General features: G+C 70.3%; 11 protein-coding genes and 3 pseudogenes. 9 read left to right on the forward strand and 5 right to left on the reverse strand.

The genetic code is table 11. The features are described 5' to 3' along the window. Positions 1 to 23: 23 nt before the first annotated feature. Entirely contained in the window at positions 24 to 440 is a 417-nt protein-coding gene (gene coaD, locus ACWIF2_RS01880; RefSeq protein WP_454358052.1) for a pantetheine-phosphate adenylyltransferase, read from the reverse strand. A 115-nt stretch (positions 441 to 555) separates the two neighbouring features. Continuing rightward, positions 556 to 1,692, reverse strand: a complete 1,137-nt coding sequence (locus tag ACWIF2_RS01885) for an amidohydrolase family protein (RefSeq protein WP_454358053.1) — start codon at positions 1,690 to 1,692, stop codon at positions 556 to 558. A 295-nt stretch (positions 1,693 to 1,987) separates the two neighbouring features. Between ACWIF2_RS01885 and ACWIF2_RS01890 the strand changes: the two are divergent. Then, positions 1,988 to 2,266, forward strand: a pseudogene (locus ACWIF2_RS01890) (transposase); the annotation flags it as partial. A 117-nt stretch (positions 2,267 to 2,383) separates the two neighbouring features. Here the strand turns inward: ACWIF2_RS01890 and ACWIF2_RS01895 are convergent. Further along, positions 2,384 to 2,545: pseudogene (locus tag ACWIF2_RS01895) on the reverse strand (IS5/IS1182 family transposase); the annotation flags it as partial. 119 nt (positions 2,546 to 2,664) lie between these two features. On the opposite strand from ACWIF2_RS01895, the gene ACWIF2_RS01900 reads away from it, so the two are divergent. Together ACWIF2_RS01900 and ACWIF2_RS01905 are read left to right on the forward strand one after the other, a co-directional pair. Beyond that, positions 2,665 to 3,012 carry a hypothetical protein gene (locus ACWIF2_RS01900; protein ID WP_454358054.1) on the forward strand — a complete coding sequence of 116 codons (348 nt, stop codon included), beginning with the start codon at positions 2,665 to 2,667 and terminating at the stop codon, positions 3,010 to 3,012. A 246-nt stretch (positions 3,013 to 3,258) separates the two neighbouring features. After that, complete coding sequence (locus ACWIF2_RS01905) at positions 3,259 to 4,197, forward strand: LysR family transcriptional regulator (RefSeq protein ID WP_454358055.1); 939 nt, start codon at positions 3,259 to 3,261, stop codon at positions 4,195 to 4,197. A gap of 38 nt (positions 4,198 to 4,235) precedes the next feature. On the opposite strand, the gene ACWIF2_RS01910 is transcribed toward ACWIF2_RS01905, so the two are convergent. Next, positions 4,236 to 5,201 carry an NAD(P)-dependent alcohol dehydrogenase gene (locus ACWIF2_RS01910; protein WP_454358056.1) on the reverse strand — a complete coding sequence of 322 codons (966 nt, stop codon included), beginning with the start codon at positions 5,199 to 5,201 and terminating at the stop codon, positions 4,236 to 4,238. A gap of 99 nt (positions 5,202 to 5,300) precedes the next feature. On the opposite strand from ACWIF2_RS01910, the gene ACWIF2_RS01915 reads away from it, so the two are divergent. Both ACWIF2_RS01915 and ACWIF2_RS01920 read left to right on the forward strand, forming a co-directional pair. After that, positions 5,301 to 5,981, forward strand: coding sequence for a TetR/AcrR family transcriptional regulator (locus tag ACWIF2_RS01915; protein WP_454358057.1), 681 nt, complete (start codon positions 5,301 to 5,303; stop codon positions 5,979 to 5,981). A 279-nt stretch (positions 5,982 to 6,260) separates the two neighbouring features. Then, positions 6,261 to 7,352: a lytic polysaccharide monooxygenase auxiliary activity family 9 protein gene (locus ACWIF2_RS01920; RefSeq protein ID WP_454358058.1), complete on the forward strand. Its 1,092-nt coding sequence runs from the start codon at positions 6,261 to 6,263 to the stop codon at positions 7,350 to 7,352. A gap of 90 nt (positions 7,353 to 7,442) precedes the next feature. On the opposite strand, the gene ACWIF2_RS01925 is transcribed toward ACWIF2_RS01920, so the two are convergent. Next, positions 7,443 to 8,363, reverse strand: a complete 921-nt coding sequence (locus ACWIF2_RS01925; RefSeq protein WP_454358059.1) for an aminoglycoside phosphotransferase family protein — start codon at positions 8,361 to 8,363, stop codon at positions 7,443 to 7,445. Positions 8,364 to 9,074: 711 nt separating this feature from the next. Between ACWIF2_RS01925 and ACWIF2_RS01930 the strand changes: the two are divergent. The 4 genes and pseudogenes from ACWIF2_RS01930 to ACWIF2_RS01945 form a co-directional block, all read left to right on the forward strand. After that, positions 9,075 to 11,303, forward strand: a pseudogene (locus ACWIF2_RS01930) (SpoIIE family protein phosphatase); the annotation flags it as partial. A gap of 473 nt (positions 11,304 to 11,776) precedes the next feature. Beyond that, a complete protein-coding gene (locus ACWIF2_RS01935; RefSeq protein ID WP_454358060.1) occupies positions 11,777 to 12,859 on the forward strand; it encodes a sugar ABC transporter substrate-binding protein in 1,083 nt (360 codons plus the stop codon). Between the two features lie 15 nt (positions 12,860 to 12,874). Further along, positions 12,875 to 13,654, forward strand: coding sequence for an ATP-binding cassette domain-containing protein (locus tag ACWIF2_RS01940; RefSeq protein WP_382498164.1), 780 nt, complete (start codon positions 12,875 to 12,877; stop codon positions 13,652 to 13,654). After that, positions 13,645 to 14,937 carry a sugar ABC transporter permease gene (locus tag ACWIF2_RS01945; protein WP_454358061.1) on the forward strand — a complete coding sequence of 431 codons (1,293 nt, stop codon included), beginning with the start codon at positions 13,645 to 13,647 and terminating at the stop codon, positions 14,935 to 14,937. Before ACWIF2_RS01940 ends, ACWIF2_RS01945 begins: the two co-directional genes overlap by 10 nt. Position 14,938 lies beyond the last annotated feature (1 nt).

Raw genomic sequence — 14,938 nt, forward strand, 5'->3', positions numbered from 1 at the left:
CTGGAAGAGGCTCGCTCACATCATCAATCAGGGACACGGTCCTGTTGGCTCATCGCGGTGACGAGGGTGGAGGAGATGTGTGCCAGGGCGGGGTCCGCAGGGATGAAGAGCGTTTCGACTCCGGCCAGTTCGTGGTTCATACGAGCCATCGGCATCTCGTAGTCCAGGTCGGGAACGCCGCGGACGCCACGGATCACGACGTCGATTCCGACTCGCCGGCAGTAGTCGACCAGCAGGCCGCCCGTGTGGGAGTCCACCGTCACGTTGCTCAAGCCGGTTGCCGCCGCGCGGAGCCGGTCCAGCCGTTCCGCGATGGGGAAGCGGCCGGTCTTGTTCGAGTTGAACATCACGCAGACGACGACCTCGTCGAACAGGAGGGCAGCGCGCCGGAGTACGTCCCGGGTGCCGCAGCTCACCACACGAGCACGTGAGACATCCACTTACTATAGAAGAGCCTGTATGAGACCGCGTTATGGGGCAGCCGCGCATCGCATACTTCGGCCGTACTCTCGCCTTGCAGCCAAGCATTCTTTCACTCCGGCCGAAGCTGGCGTATCACTTCACGGACACTTTCATTCTGAACAGTTTCTCTGCATTTCGGAACGCAATCTTTTCCTTGTCTTCGCGCGGTAAATCGACTCCGCGGAACCAGTCGGTCTGCTCCTTTATGTCCGCGAACGGATAGTCGGTTGCGAACATCACTCGATCCACGCCTATGTACTTCAGCAGGAGATCGAGCAGTTCGGTCTGGGGGAATGCGCTGGTTGTGACCCAGAAGTTTTCCTGGAAGTATTGCCCGATGGGCTTCTCGAGCGAGTCTTTGGTCGGCTCGCCCATGTCATTGACGATCCGCTCGTAGTAGAAGGGGAGACCTTCGCCCATGTGGCCGATGATGATTTTCAGTTTGGGGAATCTGTCGAAAACCCCGTACGCGATCATCCGAATGCATTGGGTCAGCACCTCCTGGTGCCAGCCATATCCAGAACCACTGAAAATGTAGTCTTGGTACTCTTCCGTGTATTTAGACCGTGTGGTGCTGTAGTAGATCTTGAAGACCTCGTCAGCTGGATATCCGGGATGCAGGTAGATCGGCACATCGAGAGCAACGGCACGTGCCAGCACAGGCTCGAAATCGGGATGATCGAGATACTTCTTCGCGATGTGTCCGTTGGTCAGTGCGCCCAAGAAGCCATCTTCCCGAACCGAGCGTTCCAGTTCGTCCGCCGCCGCCTCCGGGCTCCGCAAGGGCAAGGTGGCGAAAGCCTTGAAGCGGCCCGGATATTTGGCGATTGGCCCGTCTACAAGTTGCCGGTTAAGACGATAGGCAAGGTCGATGCCCCTTTGCCCAGGGACATTTTGTACGGAAGGTGTATGAGCAGAGAGGATTTGAACGTTGAGTCCCCCCGCATCCATATCGCCGATGCGGCGTTGCCCTAGATCCGAAAGACCAATTTCCTCAAGGAACGCTATGTGATCCTGATTGATGGAGTTCAGCTTCAACAACGTGGGAGTCGAAAAGGTCTCCTCCGTGCCGATGAAGGGCAGGTCCTGGTCCCGCCGTGAAATGTCCGAAGTCTTGTCCGAAGTCTCGTTCTCGCTCGCTTCCGAGACAATGGCGTACGTGGACAAGCCGGCACCAATGCCAAGTGCCGTGCTGGCGGTGAGAAAGCCGCGGCGTCCCATGGGCTTCATGTCAGTCCCTCTCTTCAGGCGTTTGTGTGGCGAGGTATCCGTACGGCATCCGTCTGCGAGATGCTTCAGGGGGTCTTCGAGCTGACGACCGCCCGCGTGCGCGCTGTGCGGGCCGGGCCGCGGCGGACCCCGCACTGTTGTCGGCGTGTGACCCCGCATGCGGCGACAGGGAACGCCGTCGCCAGCGCCCTGGTGGCCGCCTCGAACCGCAACCAGCCGGGCTGCGCTTTCCCCGATGGTGCTGCGTCGACTTCCATCACTAGCCTCCTGCATACGGGTTGCATCGCTCACCCGCATGCCTATTTCCTACCGAGCGAACCTGAGACGAACGTTAAAGAGCTGCTCACGCGCTCTGCTAAATGATCAATTGTGGGAGCTTCTCGAGCCGTTGCTTCCGCCGTGGCCCGATGAAGGCGCCCGGTCCGCGGCCGGTGCCGGATCGGCAGTCCTGCAGGGCATCTTGTACGTGCTGCATACCGGGATCGGCTGGGAAGACCTTCCGCAGGAACTCGGCTTCAGGTCAGGCATGACGTGCTGGCGGCGGATCAAGCGGTGGATCAACGCCGGGGTGTTCGACGATCTGCATCGGATCCTGCTTGCCCAGCTGAATGCGGCAAACGAGATCGGCTGGTCCCGGGCGGAGATCGACGGCAGCCACATCGACACGAAGAAGGGGGTCCCGGACCTTGAGTTCGCCCCCATTTCTAGCCCGCAGGTGAGCGGAGTCGAGGACCACGCGCGAGACGTCGACGAGGCCGGCGTCATCGAGTCGGTGCAGCACCGCCTCGTGCCGCCGGCCCCACACCCCTGCCCGCGACCAGATCAGGAACCGGCGGTGCGCGGTCGACTTCGATCTTTGGCGATGAACCCGGCGGCCGGAACTGGGGCGACGCCCTTGGGTTCGGCTTCGTGTCGGCCGGCGGTGGAGAGTGGTTCTCTCGGACGATTCGGTCCCTGCCACTTGGAGCGCGGGTGTTCACTCACATCCCCAAGGTGGGCTATGTGGGCGTCGGCACGGTCTCCGGTGAACCGCAACCGTTCGAGGACGCCGTCCTCAGCATCAACGGTGAAAGCCAGCGGCTGGCTGATCTCCCACTGGAGGGCACCTACCGACGCGGTGAGCAGGCAACGACGAACGGGGAGGATCCTCGTGAGTGGATCGTCCCGGTTACCTGGGAGCGGGCCGTGCCTCGCGAAAAGGCACTGTGGCGTACGGGCTTCTTCGCCAACCAGAACTCCGCCTGTAAGCTCCGCGCTCGCTTCACGATCGAAGAGGTCTCCCGCCACTTCGGCATAGATCAAGGCGGCCCTGACGCCTGACAGGAAGTAGCGTCATGGCTCGACTCCAGCAGCTCACGGTCAAGCCGCATACACGACGGCAGCAGACCCAACCGCAGGCGTGGAGAGTGCCTCTTGCACACGGCTCCAGTGGCCGTGTGCGCGACGGTTGTGCTTGATGGCGTCCACCGGACGAAGCCACTACTCGACACAGCTCCGCGGCCCCAAGAAAGTTGGTTGTCTTCGAGGCGTTGGTAGCCTCGAAGACATGGCTGCACCAGGAGCGACGTGAGGTATCCGAGCATCCAGCAGTTGCAGCTGTTCCTGCTCCTCGCCGAGGAGTTGCACTTCGGGCGGGCGGCGCGGCGGGCGTTCATGGCGCAGCCGACGTTCTCGCGGCACATCACCGCTCTGGAGGAGCGGTTGGGTGTCGCCGTGGTGGACCGGACGACACGCAGGGTCGCGTTGAGCGCGGCGGGTGAGGCGCTCGTGGGGCGGGCCCGGAGCGTGGTGGAGGCGGCCGAGGAGCTGCGCCGCGAGGCGGAGAGCCAGGCCAACGCGGCCGCGGGCCGGATCGTGATCGGCTCGCTGGAGGCGATCACCTCGATGGACCCGATCCCGGCCGTCCTGGAGGAACTGCGGGAGAACTTCCCGCAGGTGGAGGTCGACGTCGTACGCATCGGCTTCGACGCCGGCCCGGCGATCCTGCGGGGCGAGGTCGACGCGGCGTTCCTGTTTCTGCCCGTGCCCGACGGCGTCCAGACCCTGGCCCTGGCCTGCGGCCCGCGCTGTGTGGCGATGGCCGACGGTCACCCTCTCGCCTCCCGGGACGCGCTGACCCTCGCGGACCTCGCCGGCCAGCCCCGCATCGGCTGGTCGGAGCAGGTCCCGAAGGTGTTCCGGGACTTCTGGTCCGCCGACCCGCGACCGGACGGCACCTCCGTGCGATACAGCCCGCACGCCATCGTCGACTACGAGAGCGCCCTGCCGCTGATCGCCATGGGGCAGGGCATCCAGCTGCCGCCGGACGCGACCCGCTGGCTCTATCCGCGCCGCGGGGTGTCGTACGTCGACGTCACCGACCTCGAACCCTGGACGGCCGCACTGGGCTGGCTGCCGAGCCGCCGGGACGAGCCGCTCGTCGCGGCCCTGCGGCAGGCGGCCCAGCGTGTTCTGCGCCGGGACCACGCGGTGGTGTCCCGGAAGTGGATCCCGGGGCAGGAATGATCGGGATTCACGGCGCGGGGAGATCTCACTGAACAGGCCTACACGACCCTGACCACGTACTTGCCCCGGACGCCGCCCGCCTCCAGCGCCCGGTGGGCCGCCGCGGTCTCCTCCAGGGGGAAGACCGTGTCCACCGCGGGAGTCAGCTTCCCCTCGGCCACATGGCGGGCGAGGTCGTCGAAGTGCGCCCGCGTGGGGTTGCCGCTGAAGAAGCGCACCCGGCCGTGTCCGTGGATTGTGCTGGCAGCGAGGTAGCCGAGCGACGCAACGGGCCGTTTCAGGTCGAAGGCGATGGTGACCATGCGCCCGCCGGGATTCAGCAGGCCGCGGAAGGCCGGCAGTTCGGTCCCCGCGGTGTCCAGGACCACGTCGAAGCGGCCCAGTTCCCCCGGCCGCACGATCCGGTGGTCGACGGCCTTGTGCGCGCCGAGCCCGCGGACGAAGCCGAGGTTGGCTGACCGGGCGAGGGCCGTGACCTCGGCGCCGTACGCCCGTCCCAGCTGGACGGCGGCGTTGCCGACGCCGCCCGCCGCGCCCCGGACGAGGAGTCGTTCGCCGGGGCGCAGCCCGGCCTTGTCCCGCAGGGCGGTGACGGCCGTGATGGCCACCGGCAGCGCGGCGGCGTCCACCAGATCCAGTCCGTCGGGGACCCGGCCGATCCGCTCGGCAGGCACGGTCACGTACTCGGCGGCGCTGCCGAACCCGGAGGTGCGGCCCAAGACTCCCCATACGCGGTCGCCGGCCGCGAACCGTGTGACTCCGGCACCCAGTGCGGCGACCTCGCCGGTGAAGTCCAAGCCGACCCGCTGGGGGAATCTCCGGCCGGTCACGAGGCGGACGCGGCCGGCACGGGCTGCCAGTTCCCCGCCGTTGACGCTGAACGCGTGCACCTTCACCAGCACCTCGCCGGCGGCCGGCTCAGGGCGTGGCACGCGGCCCAGGTACAGCACATCGGGGCCGCCGTAGCGGTCGTAGAGCACTGCCTTCATCATGCGGTCGTTCATCGTTCCGCCTTTGCCGCCGGTGGTCGTACAGGGACTGAGGCCGACGGTAGGCTCCTAAGTGGACGCAATCGTCCGTTTGGGCCGAAGCGAGAGGCAGTGATGGTGGAATCGTCTCGGATCGCAGCCCAGGACGGGCTGCGGGCCGACGCCCGGCGCAACCGGGAGCGCGTCCTCGCCGCCGCCCGCGCGGTCTTCGCGGAGCACGGGATCGACGCCCCGATGGCGACCGTGGCGCGTCGGGCCGGAGTCGGTGTGGCGACGCTGTACCGGCATTTCCCGACCCGGGACGCCCTGGTGCGGGGCGCGTTCGCGCAGCAGATGGACACCTGCATGCGGGCGCTCACCGAGGCTTTGGCCGCCCCTGACCCGTGGCAGGGATTCCAGCAGCTGATCGAGACGGTCTGCGCTCTGCAACGGGAGGAGCGCGGGTTCCCCGCCGCGTTCGTCGCGGCCTTCCCGGAAAGCACGTCGGAACACGCGCGGTCCCGGCAACGAGCCGAGCGGGACTTCGCCACCCTGGTACGCAGGGCTCAGGCGTCGGGCGCTCTGCGGGCCGACTTTCACCCTTCCGACCTCGCCGTGGTCCTGTTGGCACACTGCGGTCTGGTGACCGCCCTACCGGATGACGGTGCGGCGTCCCGGCGCCTGATGGCCTACCTGCTCCAGTCGTTCCGCGCCGACACGGCCGGCGAGCCGCTGCCTCCGCCGAGCGCGCTGACACTGCGCAGTCTCCCGATCGCAGCTGACGGCCCTCAGCGGCAGCGGGCCCCCAGGGCCTGACCCGGCACGGCACCTGCCGCGGGGCCCGTTCAGTCCGGCAACCAACTCCCCTTTCGCAACAGGGCGCGGGCACCAGAAGGCCCCTGACCGGCAGTCCGGGTGCGACAACCGTTTACAACCGCGTCCCTCGGCGCTAACTTCCGCAACAAGCGGGGTGGGAGCGCTCCCATAACGGTGGACCGGAACCCGCCCTGAAGTCGCCCCCACCCCGCCCATCCGCACCCGCATCCCCACACACGCATCCGCAGGCCCGTATCCCAAGGAACGGATGATGCTGTCATGATCCTGACAAAAGAGCCGGGAAGGCTCCCGATACGCCGATTAACGCTCCCCACCCGGACCAGGTCCCTCTTTCTCGTCCTGCTCTCTCTGCTCGTCACGGTCCCGGCCCTCGGGCTGGTCATGACGTCCGGGAGTGAGGCGGAGGCCCACGGCACGCCCATGAAGCCCGGCAGCCGTACCTTCCTGTGCTGGCAGGACGGTCTGACCGACACCGGTGAGATCAAGCCGGTCAACCCGGCCTGCCGGAATGCCCAGCAGGTCAGCGGCACCACGCCGTTCTACAACTGGTTCTCGGTGCTCCGCTCGGACGGCGCCGGCCGCACCCGGGGCTTCGTGCCGGACGGCGAGCTGTGCAGCGGCGGCAACACCAACTTCACCGGGTTCAACACCCCCAGCAAGGACTGGCCGCTCACCCATCTCACCTCGGGGGCGACGGTCGACTTCTCGTACAACGCCTGGGCGGCGCACCCGGGTTGGTTCTACGTCTACATCACCAAGGACGGCTTCGACCCGGCCAAGACCCTCACCTGGAACGACATGGAGGAACGGCCGTTCCTGAGCGTCGACCACCCGCCGCTGAACGGCTCCCCGGGCACGGTCGAGGCCAACTACTCCTGGACGGGCAAGCTCCCGGCCAACAAGGACGGCCGCCACATCATCTACATGGTCTGGCAGCGCTCCGACAGCCAGGAGACCTTCTACTCCTGCTCCGACGTCGTCTTCGACGGCGGCAACGGCGAGGTGACCGGGATCAAGGAGCCGGGCAACCCGTCCGAGCCGGTGCCCGGCACCTGCACGGCCACCCGCAAGACGACCGGCAGCTGGAACGGCGGCTACCAGTCCGAGGTGACCGTCACCAACACCGGCACCGTCCCGATGCTCGGCTGGATGGTCGACTGGAACCTCCCCGCCGGCCACAGGATCGAGAGCTTGTGGAGCGGCAACGCGACCTACAACGGCCAGTCGGTGATGGTCCACAACGCCGGCTGGAACGGCTCCCTCGCCCCGGGCAGAAGCACGACCTTCGGCTACACCGCCACCGCTCCGGGCGGTGACAGTACGACGAGCCTGCCCTGCCGGGTGGGCTGAACCGTCACTCCGGGCGGGCCCGGTGACCGGTGCGCCCCGGTCGCCGGGCCCGTTGCCGCGTCTGTTGCCGGGTGACGGCACCCGCCCGGGTCACGTGTGGTCGGCCGTGGCCAGGAGGCGGTGCAGGGCGGCCCGGGCCGGTGGGCCCCACGTCGACTTGCCGCCGGGGCGGCCGTGGTCTCCGGCGTGTCCGATGGCGATGCAGGCGAGGGCGCGCGCGACGGCCCAGCCCCGGGCGCGGCGCCGGGTCGCGGGGTCCGCGGCCGGGCGGTAGAGGTCGTAGAAGCGGTCGGCGGCGCCGTCCGGCAGCAGGGTCCAGGCGGCGGCGAGATCGCAGGCGGGGTCGCCGGCGCAGAGGTCGCCGAAGTCGATCACACCGCAGAAGGTGCCGTCGGCGGTAAGGACGTTGGCCGCGTGCAGGTCGGCGTGGAGCCAGACCGACGGGTCCGTCCAGTGGGGCGCGGCGAGGGCGTCCTCCAGGATGGCGCGGACCGGCTCCGGGTCCGGGAGCAGGCCGAGCTCCGTGGCCGTTTCGAGTTGGTGGGCCAGCCCTTCGGCGTATTCGGACAACGGCCCGCCGCGGCCCCGGCCCACGGGCGCGTCCTCGGGGGCGGGGCGGTGCAGAGCCGTCAGGAAGGCGGCCAGGGCCTCGGCCGATTCCGCGGCGCGGGTGGCGGGGGCGCGGTCGGCCGGGACGCCCTGCACCCAGGTGGTGACGATCCAGGCGTACGGAAAGCGGTCGGAGGGCTCACCGAGGCGCTGCGGGACCGGAACCTCCAGAGGCAGACGCGGGGCGAGCACGGGGAGCCAGGTGTGCTCCTTGCGCAGCAGCACGTCCGCGGAGTTCGTCGCCCAGGGCAGCCGCACGGCGAGGTCGCCACCGAGGCGCCAGAGCTGGTTGTCCCAGCCGCGCGCGCCGAGTCGCAGAGGGCGATCGGCCAGGTCGGGGTGCTGGTCGCGCAGCAGCTCCCGAATCAGTTCCGGCGTGATCTCGATCTCGGTGTGGGTCATGCGGGGCAACCGTAGCCGGGCGGTGACACGGAGGGGTGCGAGTGGCCGGAAATCGCGGGGTGTGCCGACCGGGTCGGACCGACTGCCCCATATGTCGCTGTTATCCAGGTGTGCGATTCTGTTGTGTGGGTGCCCTGCCGCTCAGTCGCGGCGTGGATCCGCCGTGTCGTCGTCGCCTGAGTTCCGGGGACTCCCACCTGCCGGTGGCTGCGGCATGGACGGGAGGTGGATGCGGACATGCCCCATTACGGCGATGCCCGGGCCGCGGTCCCCGGTCTTCGGGCGCCGGGGAACGGGAGCACCGGTCCGCCTCGTCCCGCGCCGGAGCTCGCCGCGCGGGAACGGGTCCTGGCGTTCGCGGGGGTGGCGCTGGCGGCGGTGTACGTACGGAGCGAGGACGGTACGGAACTCCGCTCGGTGGAATCGGCCGGCGCCGAGCCTGAGCGGTACGGGCTGCCGGGGCGTGTGCCGGTCGCGGAGGGGGCGCCCAGGCCGGAGCAGCTCCGCACCCCGCCCGGGGCATCGGGGCCACCCGGACCGCCCGGACCGCCCGGACCGCCCGGACCGCCCGGGGCATCGGGGCCGCTCGGACCGCCCGGACCAGAGCAAAGCAGCGCCCCGCCCAGGCCGGAATCACGCTCAGCCACCCCAAAACCCTCCGACTCGCCCCCTCCCCTGCCCTCCCTCGCAGTCCCGCCCGGTGCCGCAGACGGAGCGGGGGTCGTCGCCAAGGCGTTTCGGACCGGGCGGGCCTTGTGGATCGGGGGTGTGGTGTTCGCCGGTCGGGAGGAGGGCGGGGCCGTCGCCGCGCCGCTCGGGGCGTTGCCGCTGGGGGCCGCGGGTGGATGGCTGGGGTGTCTTGTCGTGGTGGGAGAGGCCGGGGAGGGCTTCGGGGCCGAGCAGCGGGAGTTCCTGGAGCGGTACGCCGAGGCGGTCGCCGGGCGGCTCCGGGGCGAGGCCGACCGGTGCGCCCCCTCCCCCCTGCTGGATTCGGCGCTGCGCGCCATGGGCGTCGGATCCTTCGCCCTGGCGCCGGGCACCGGCCTGGTCGAGACGGACCAGGCCCTGCTCGAACTCGTCGGCATCCCCGAGAACGGCTTCGACGGCAAGACCGACACCCTGCTCTCGTGCAGCGTCCCGGAGGACGTCCCCGCCCTGATGTCGGTGATCGAACCGTCCGCGCAGACCCCCGGCCGCCGGGAGCTGGAGTTCCGGATCCGCCGGCCCACCGGCGAACTGTGCTGGCTGCGCCTGAACTGCCGCGTGCGGAAAGGACCCGAGGGCGCTCCGGAGCGGGTGCTCGGCGTGGTGACCGCGGCACCCGTGCTGCGCCGGAGCGCCAGTGACGTCGCCCGGATCCAGTGGCTGACGGCCGCGCTCGACGACGCCGTGACGGTCCGGGACGTCAGCCGCGTGGTGGTCGCAGCGCTGCGCGAGCCGCTGGACGCCGACCGGGTGGCGCTCGCCGAGCTGCTGGAGGACCGGCTGGCGGTCACCGTGCTCGATCCGCCGGGTGCGGGCGCCTGGCCGGAGCTGTGGCGTGCCGAGTGGCGCTCGGAGTGGCCCGACGCGCCGGTCGCCGCCCTGCCCACGCTCCAGGCGGCGCTGCGGGACGGGCGGATGAGCCTGTGGCCGGCGGGTGCCGTACTGGAACCCGGGCTGGACGGGATCGGCCCCGGCGGGCTCGCGGTCCTGCCGCTGCCGGCCAAGAGCAGGGTGACCGGGGTGTGCCTGGTCGGCTGGGACGCACCGCACGAGTTCGCCCCCGAGGAGCGGGCCCTGCTGACGGCGACCGCGGGGCTGGTGGGCCAGGCGCTGAAACGCGCGCACGCCTACGACGCCGAGCAGGAACTCGCGACGATGCTCCAGCGCAGCCTGTTGCCTCGCCGGCTGCCCCGGCTGCCCGGGGGCACCGCCGTGGCCCGCTATCTGCCCGCCCGGCGCGGGCTTCAGGTGGGCGGCGACTGGTACGACGTGATCGCGCTGTCGGAGGGGAAGGTGGCCCTGGTCATCGGTGATGTGCAGGGGCACAGCGCCGGGGCCGCGACGATCATGGGCCAGATGCGTACGGCGGTCCGGGCCTACGCCGTGGAGGGCCATCCTCCGGACGTGGTCGTCGGACACGCCAACCGGCTGCTCGTCGGCATGGAGACCGATCTGTTCGCCACCTGCTGCTATGTCGAACTGGACATGGAGGAGGGCAACGCGCTGTTCGTGCGGGCCGGGCATCTGTCCCCGCTGGTGCGGCATCCGGACGGCGGCACCGAGGAGATCGCGGTGGAGGGCGGGCTCCCGCTGGGCGTCCTCGCGGACGCGGAGTTCCCGCTGACGGCAATGGCCCTGGCCCCCGGCTCGGTGCTCACGCTGGTGACGGACGGCCTGGTCGAGTCGGCCGATCTGCAGGTGGACGAGGGCATGCGGCTCGTGCGCGAGGCACTCGCCGCGGCCGACCCCGCCGACCCGGGACGGATGGCCGACGATCTGCTGGGCGACGCCGGCCGCCGCGAGGACGACGTGGCGTTGCTGCTGCTGCGCTACGACGGGATGCGGGTCCGGCCGGTGCGGGCGGGCTGGGTGGTGTGGCGGCTGCCGGACGCGGTCATGCACGCCCGCCGGTTCAGCGCGCGCACGCTGCGCTCGTGGGACGTCGTGGCCGAGGCGGACACCGTCCTGCTGGTGGTGTCGGAGCTGGTCACCAACGCGCTGGTGCACACCCAGGGCGCGGTCCGGGTGGATCTGACCCTGGCCGCGGACCGGCTGCGGGTGACCGTGAGCGACTCCTCGCCGCGCGCGCCCGCCAAGCCGGTGGTGGTGGACTGGGAGTCGACGGGCGGCCGTGGGCTCTTCCTGGTGGAGGCGATGTCGACGGCCTGGGGTTCGGTGCCGGTCGGCGGCGGCAAGCAGGTGTGGAGCGAGATCGTCGTGTCCCGGCCGGATCCGGAACAGGAACCGGAACCCGAGCTGGGAGCGGAACCGCCGCAGGTCGAGCCGGAGCGGGTGCCGGAGCCGGGCCGGACCTGGGACCGCGGCTGGAGCCTGGTCCGCGACCGCGGCTGGGGCATGGGCCGCAACCGCGACCGGAACAAGGCCGGGGACGGATCTGCGGACCCACCCCTGGGCCGCCGGATCCGCAGCCGGAACAGGGACAGGAACCAGACCCCGGACCCGACGCCCCCCGGCCGACGAGAAGGGGGCCGGAACACGGCCGAGCCCCCGGCCCCGAGCCCGGGCCGACGAGACCGTGGCCGGAGCGGGAACCAGACTACGGATTCCACCCCCGCCCCGAGCCCACCCCCCGACCGCGAGACCGGCCGGAACAGCCACCGCGACCAGACCCCGGACCCGACCCCGAGCCCGGCCCCCGATCGAACCCCCGGCCAGGGCCCCACGCCGCCCGATGAAGGAGGTCCGCCGTGAGCGGGCGCAGCTGGCGTGTGTTTGTCGCGCTGATGGCCGGTGTTCTGGCCGCGTCCCTGGCCGGCTGTACCGACAGCGGCGAGCAGGGCGACGACAGCCTGACCCTCGGCCTGCTGCTGCCGAGCCGCGCGGTGCCCCGCTGGGAGCAGTCCGACAAGCCCCTGATCGAGAAGCGGGTGAAGGAGCTGTGCCCCGAGTGCACGGTGGTGTACGCCAACGCCGAGAACGACGCGGCGAGCCAGCGGCAGCAGATGAACTCCATGATCACCGGGGGTGTCTCGGCCCTGATCCTGGACGTCGTGGATCCCAAGGCGCTGCGTTCCTCGGTCCGGGCGGCGGACCGCGAGGGCATCCCCGTGGTCGCCTACGACCGGCTCGCCGAGGGCCCGATCTCGGGTTTCGTCAGTTTCAACGGCGACCAGGTCGGCCGGCTCCAGGGCGAAGGCCTGCTGAAGGGCATGGGAGCCAGGGCCGACGGCGGCGGCATCGTCATGATGAACGGCGATCCCTCCAGCCCCAACGCCGCCTGGTACGAGGGCGGGTCCCGGTCCGTCCTCCAGGGAAAGGTGCGGATCCTCAAGTCGTACAGCACCCTGGGGTGGCGCACGGAGAACGCGCACGAACACATGTCCGCCGCGATCAGCGACCTCGGCCCGAACCAGATCGACGGGGTGCTGGCAGCCAACGACTCGATCGCCGCCGGTGTCATCGCGGCGCTCAAGAGCGCCCGTGTCTCGCCGCTGCCCCCGGTCACCGGCCAGGACGCCGATCTCGACGCCGTGCGGCGCATCGTCGAGGGCGAGCAGTACATGACCGTCTACAAGCCCTTCCGGCAGGAGACCGAGGCGGCCGCCGCGATGGCCGTGGCCCTGGCGCGCGGCAACGACCTGGACGCCCTCGTCACACGGACCGTGGACAGCCCGACCGAACAGGACGTCCCGGCGGTGCTGCTCAACCCGATCGCCGTGACGGCCGAGACCATCGGGCAGACGCTCGTCCGGGACGGCGTCTACACGATCGACCAGATCTGCACCCCGAAGCTCCGGCCGGCCTGTGACCGGATCGGGCTCACCCGGTGAGGGACGTGATTCCCCGTGGCCCATCCCCCTGTTCTGGCGTTGCGCGGCATCTCCAAGCGGTTCGGCGGCGTGCAGGCGCTCGTCGACGTCGATCTGCAGGTCCGGGCCGGTGAGGTCGTGGCCCTGGCGGGCGACAACGGCGCCGGCAAGTCCACGCTGATCAAGGTGATCTCGGGCGTCAGCCCCGCCGACCGGGGCGTCATCGAGTGGGAGGGGCGGCTCGTGCAGATCAAACGCCCGCACGACGCCCACGCCCTGGGCATCGCGACCGTCTACCAGGACCTCGCCATGTGCGACAACCTGGACGTCGTAGGCAATCTCTTCCTCGGCCGTGAGATCGACCGGGTCGGTGTCCTCGACGAGGTGGAGATGGAGCGCCGCTCCCGTGATCTGATGCGCGCCCTGTCGATCCGGATCCCCGATGTGCGGGTGCCGGTCGCGGCGCTGTCCGCCGGTCAGCGGCAGGCCGTCGCGATCTCCCGCTCGCTCATGGGAGCACCCAAGGTCCTGCTCCTCGACGAGCCCACCGCCGCCCTGGGCGTGGAGCAGACGAGCCATCTGCTCGACCTCATCGAGGAGGTGCGCGACCGCGGGATGGCGATCATCCTGATCAGTCACAACATGGGCGACATCAAGGCCGTCGCGGACCGGGTCGCCGTGCTGCGGCTCGGGCGCAACAACGGTCTGTTCGACGTGAGCACCGTGACACAGGAGCAGATCATCTCCTCCGTGACCGGGGCCGCGGACAACGCCGTGGCGCATCGTTCGAAGGGCGACGAGGGGGCGTGGCCGTGAGCCGGGGCGGGCCGCACCGGGACGGCGGGCCGGGCAGCGCCGGACCGGTCGCGCCCGACCGTGGACCGCGCGTCCGGGGCTGGTCCGGCAATCTGCGCGAGTACGCCCTGGAGGTGCGCGGCAGTGTGCGCGACGGCGAGCGCGGGCCGCTGCTGGTCATCGCCGGGCTGATCGTGATCTGGTGCGTCTTCCAGGGTCTCGACGACAAGTTCCTCTCGCCGCGCAATCTGTCCAACCTCGGCGTGGGCATCGTCGGGACCGGTCTGGTCGCCGTCGGCATCGTGTTCGTGCTGCTGATCCGGGAGATCGATCTGTCGGTCGGGTCCGTCAGCGGCCTGGCGGGAGCCTCGTTCGCCGTGCTGAACGTGAACCAGGGGATGCCGGAGTGGCTCGCGGTGATCGTGGCGGTGGCGGTGGGCATGGCCGTGGGCGCCTTCCACGGGTTCTTCTTCGCCTCGCTCGGCGTGCCCGCGTTCGTCGTGACGCTGGCGGGCCTGCTGATCTGGAACGGCCTGACGCTCTACCTGCTGGGCGCGAGCGGCACGATCAACATCGACGAGGAGGGACTGGTCGCCTCCCTGACCAGCCGCCACTTCGAGGACGACGCGGCGGCCTACACGGTCGCGGCGCTCGGCACGGCCGGGTACTTCCTGGCAGCCCGCCGCAAGCGCGCCCGCCATCTGGCCGCCGGGATGCCGCACCGGCCGGCGGGTGACATCTGGCTGCGCACCGGACTTCTCGCGGGGATCACCTTCGCCGCGGCCTACACCCTCAACCGGTTCCAGGGTCTGCCGCTCGCGCTGCTGATCTTCCTGGTGGTCCTGGTCGTCTCGGACTACGTGCTGCGCCGCACCCGCTACGGGCGGCGGGTGTACGCGCTCGGTGGCGGGGTCGAGGCGGCGCGGCGGGCGGGCATCGGGGTGGACCGGGTGCGGGTCGCGATGTTCATGGTGTCGGGGACGCTGGCCGCGTTCGGCGGGCTGTTCGTGGCCTCGGAGCTGACCTCGGCGAGCCCCACGACGGCTCGTGCCGCCGGTTCGGGGATGCTGCTGATCAACGCCATCGCGGCGGCCGTCATCGGCGGTACGAGTCTGTTCGGCGGGCGCGGCTCGCCCTGGTCGGTGCTGCTCGGGGTGCTGGTCATCCAGTCGATCGCCTCGGGCATGGGGCTGCTGGGGGTCGAGGACGCGGTGCAGTTCATGATCACCGGCGGGGTGCTGCTGGCCGCCGTGGCGGCCGACGCGCTCTCCAGACGCGGGGAGGCCCGCCGGGGTCGTCCATAGC

It is taken from the genome of Streptomyces sp. NPDC055506, from assembly GCF_053643595.1.

Coding starts and splice junctions, on each gene's coding strand:
- ACWIF2_RS01885 (WP_454358053.1), bottom strand. CDS start 1,692: ATGAAGCCCATGGGACGCCGCGGCTTTCTCACCGCCAGCACGGCACTT.
- ACWIF2_RS01910 (WP_454358056.1), bottom strand. CDS start 5,201: ATGAACGACCGCATGATGAAGGCAGTGCTCTACGACCGCTACGGCGGC.
- ACWIF2_RS01915 (WP_454358057.1), top strand. CDS start 5,301: ATGGTGGAATCGTCTCGGATCGCAGCCCAGGACGGGCTGCGGGCCGAC.
- ACWIF2_RS01920 (WP_454358058.1), top strand. CDS start 6,261: ATGATCCTGACAAAAGAGCCGGGAAGGCTCCCGATACGCCGATTAACG.
- ACWIF2_RS01925 (WP_454358059.1), bottom strand. CDS start 8,363: ATGACCCACACCGAGATCGAGATCACGCCGGAACTGATTCGGGAGCTG.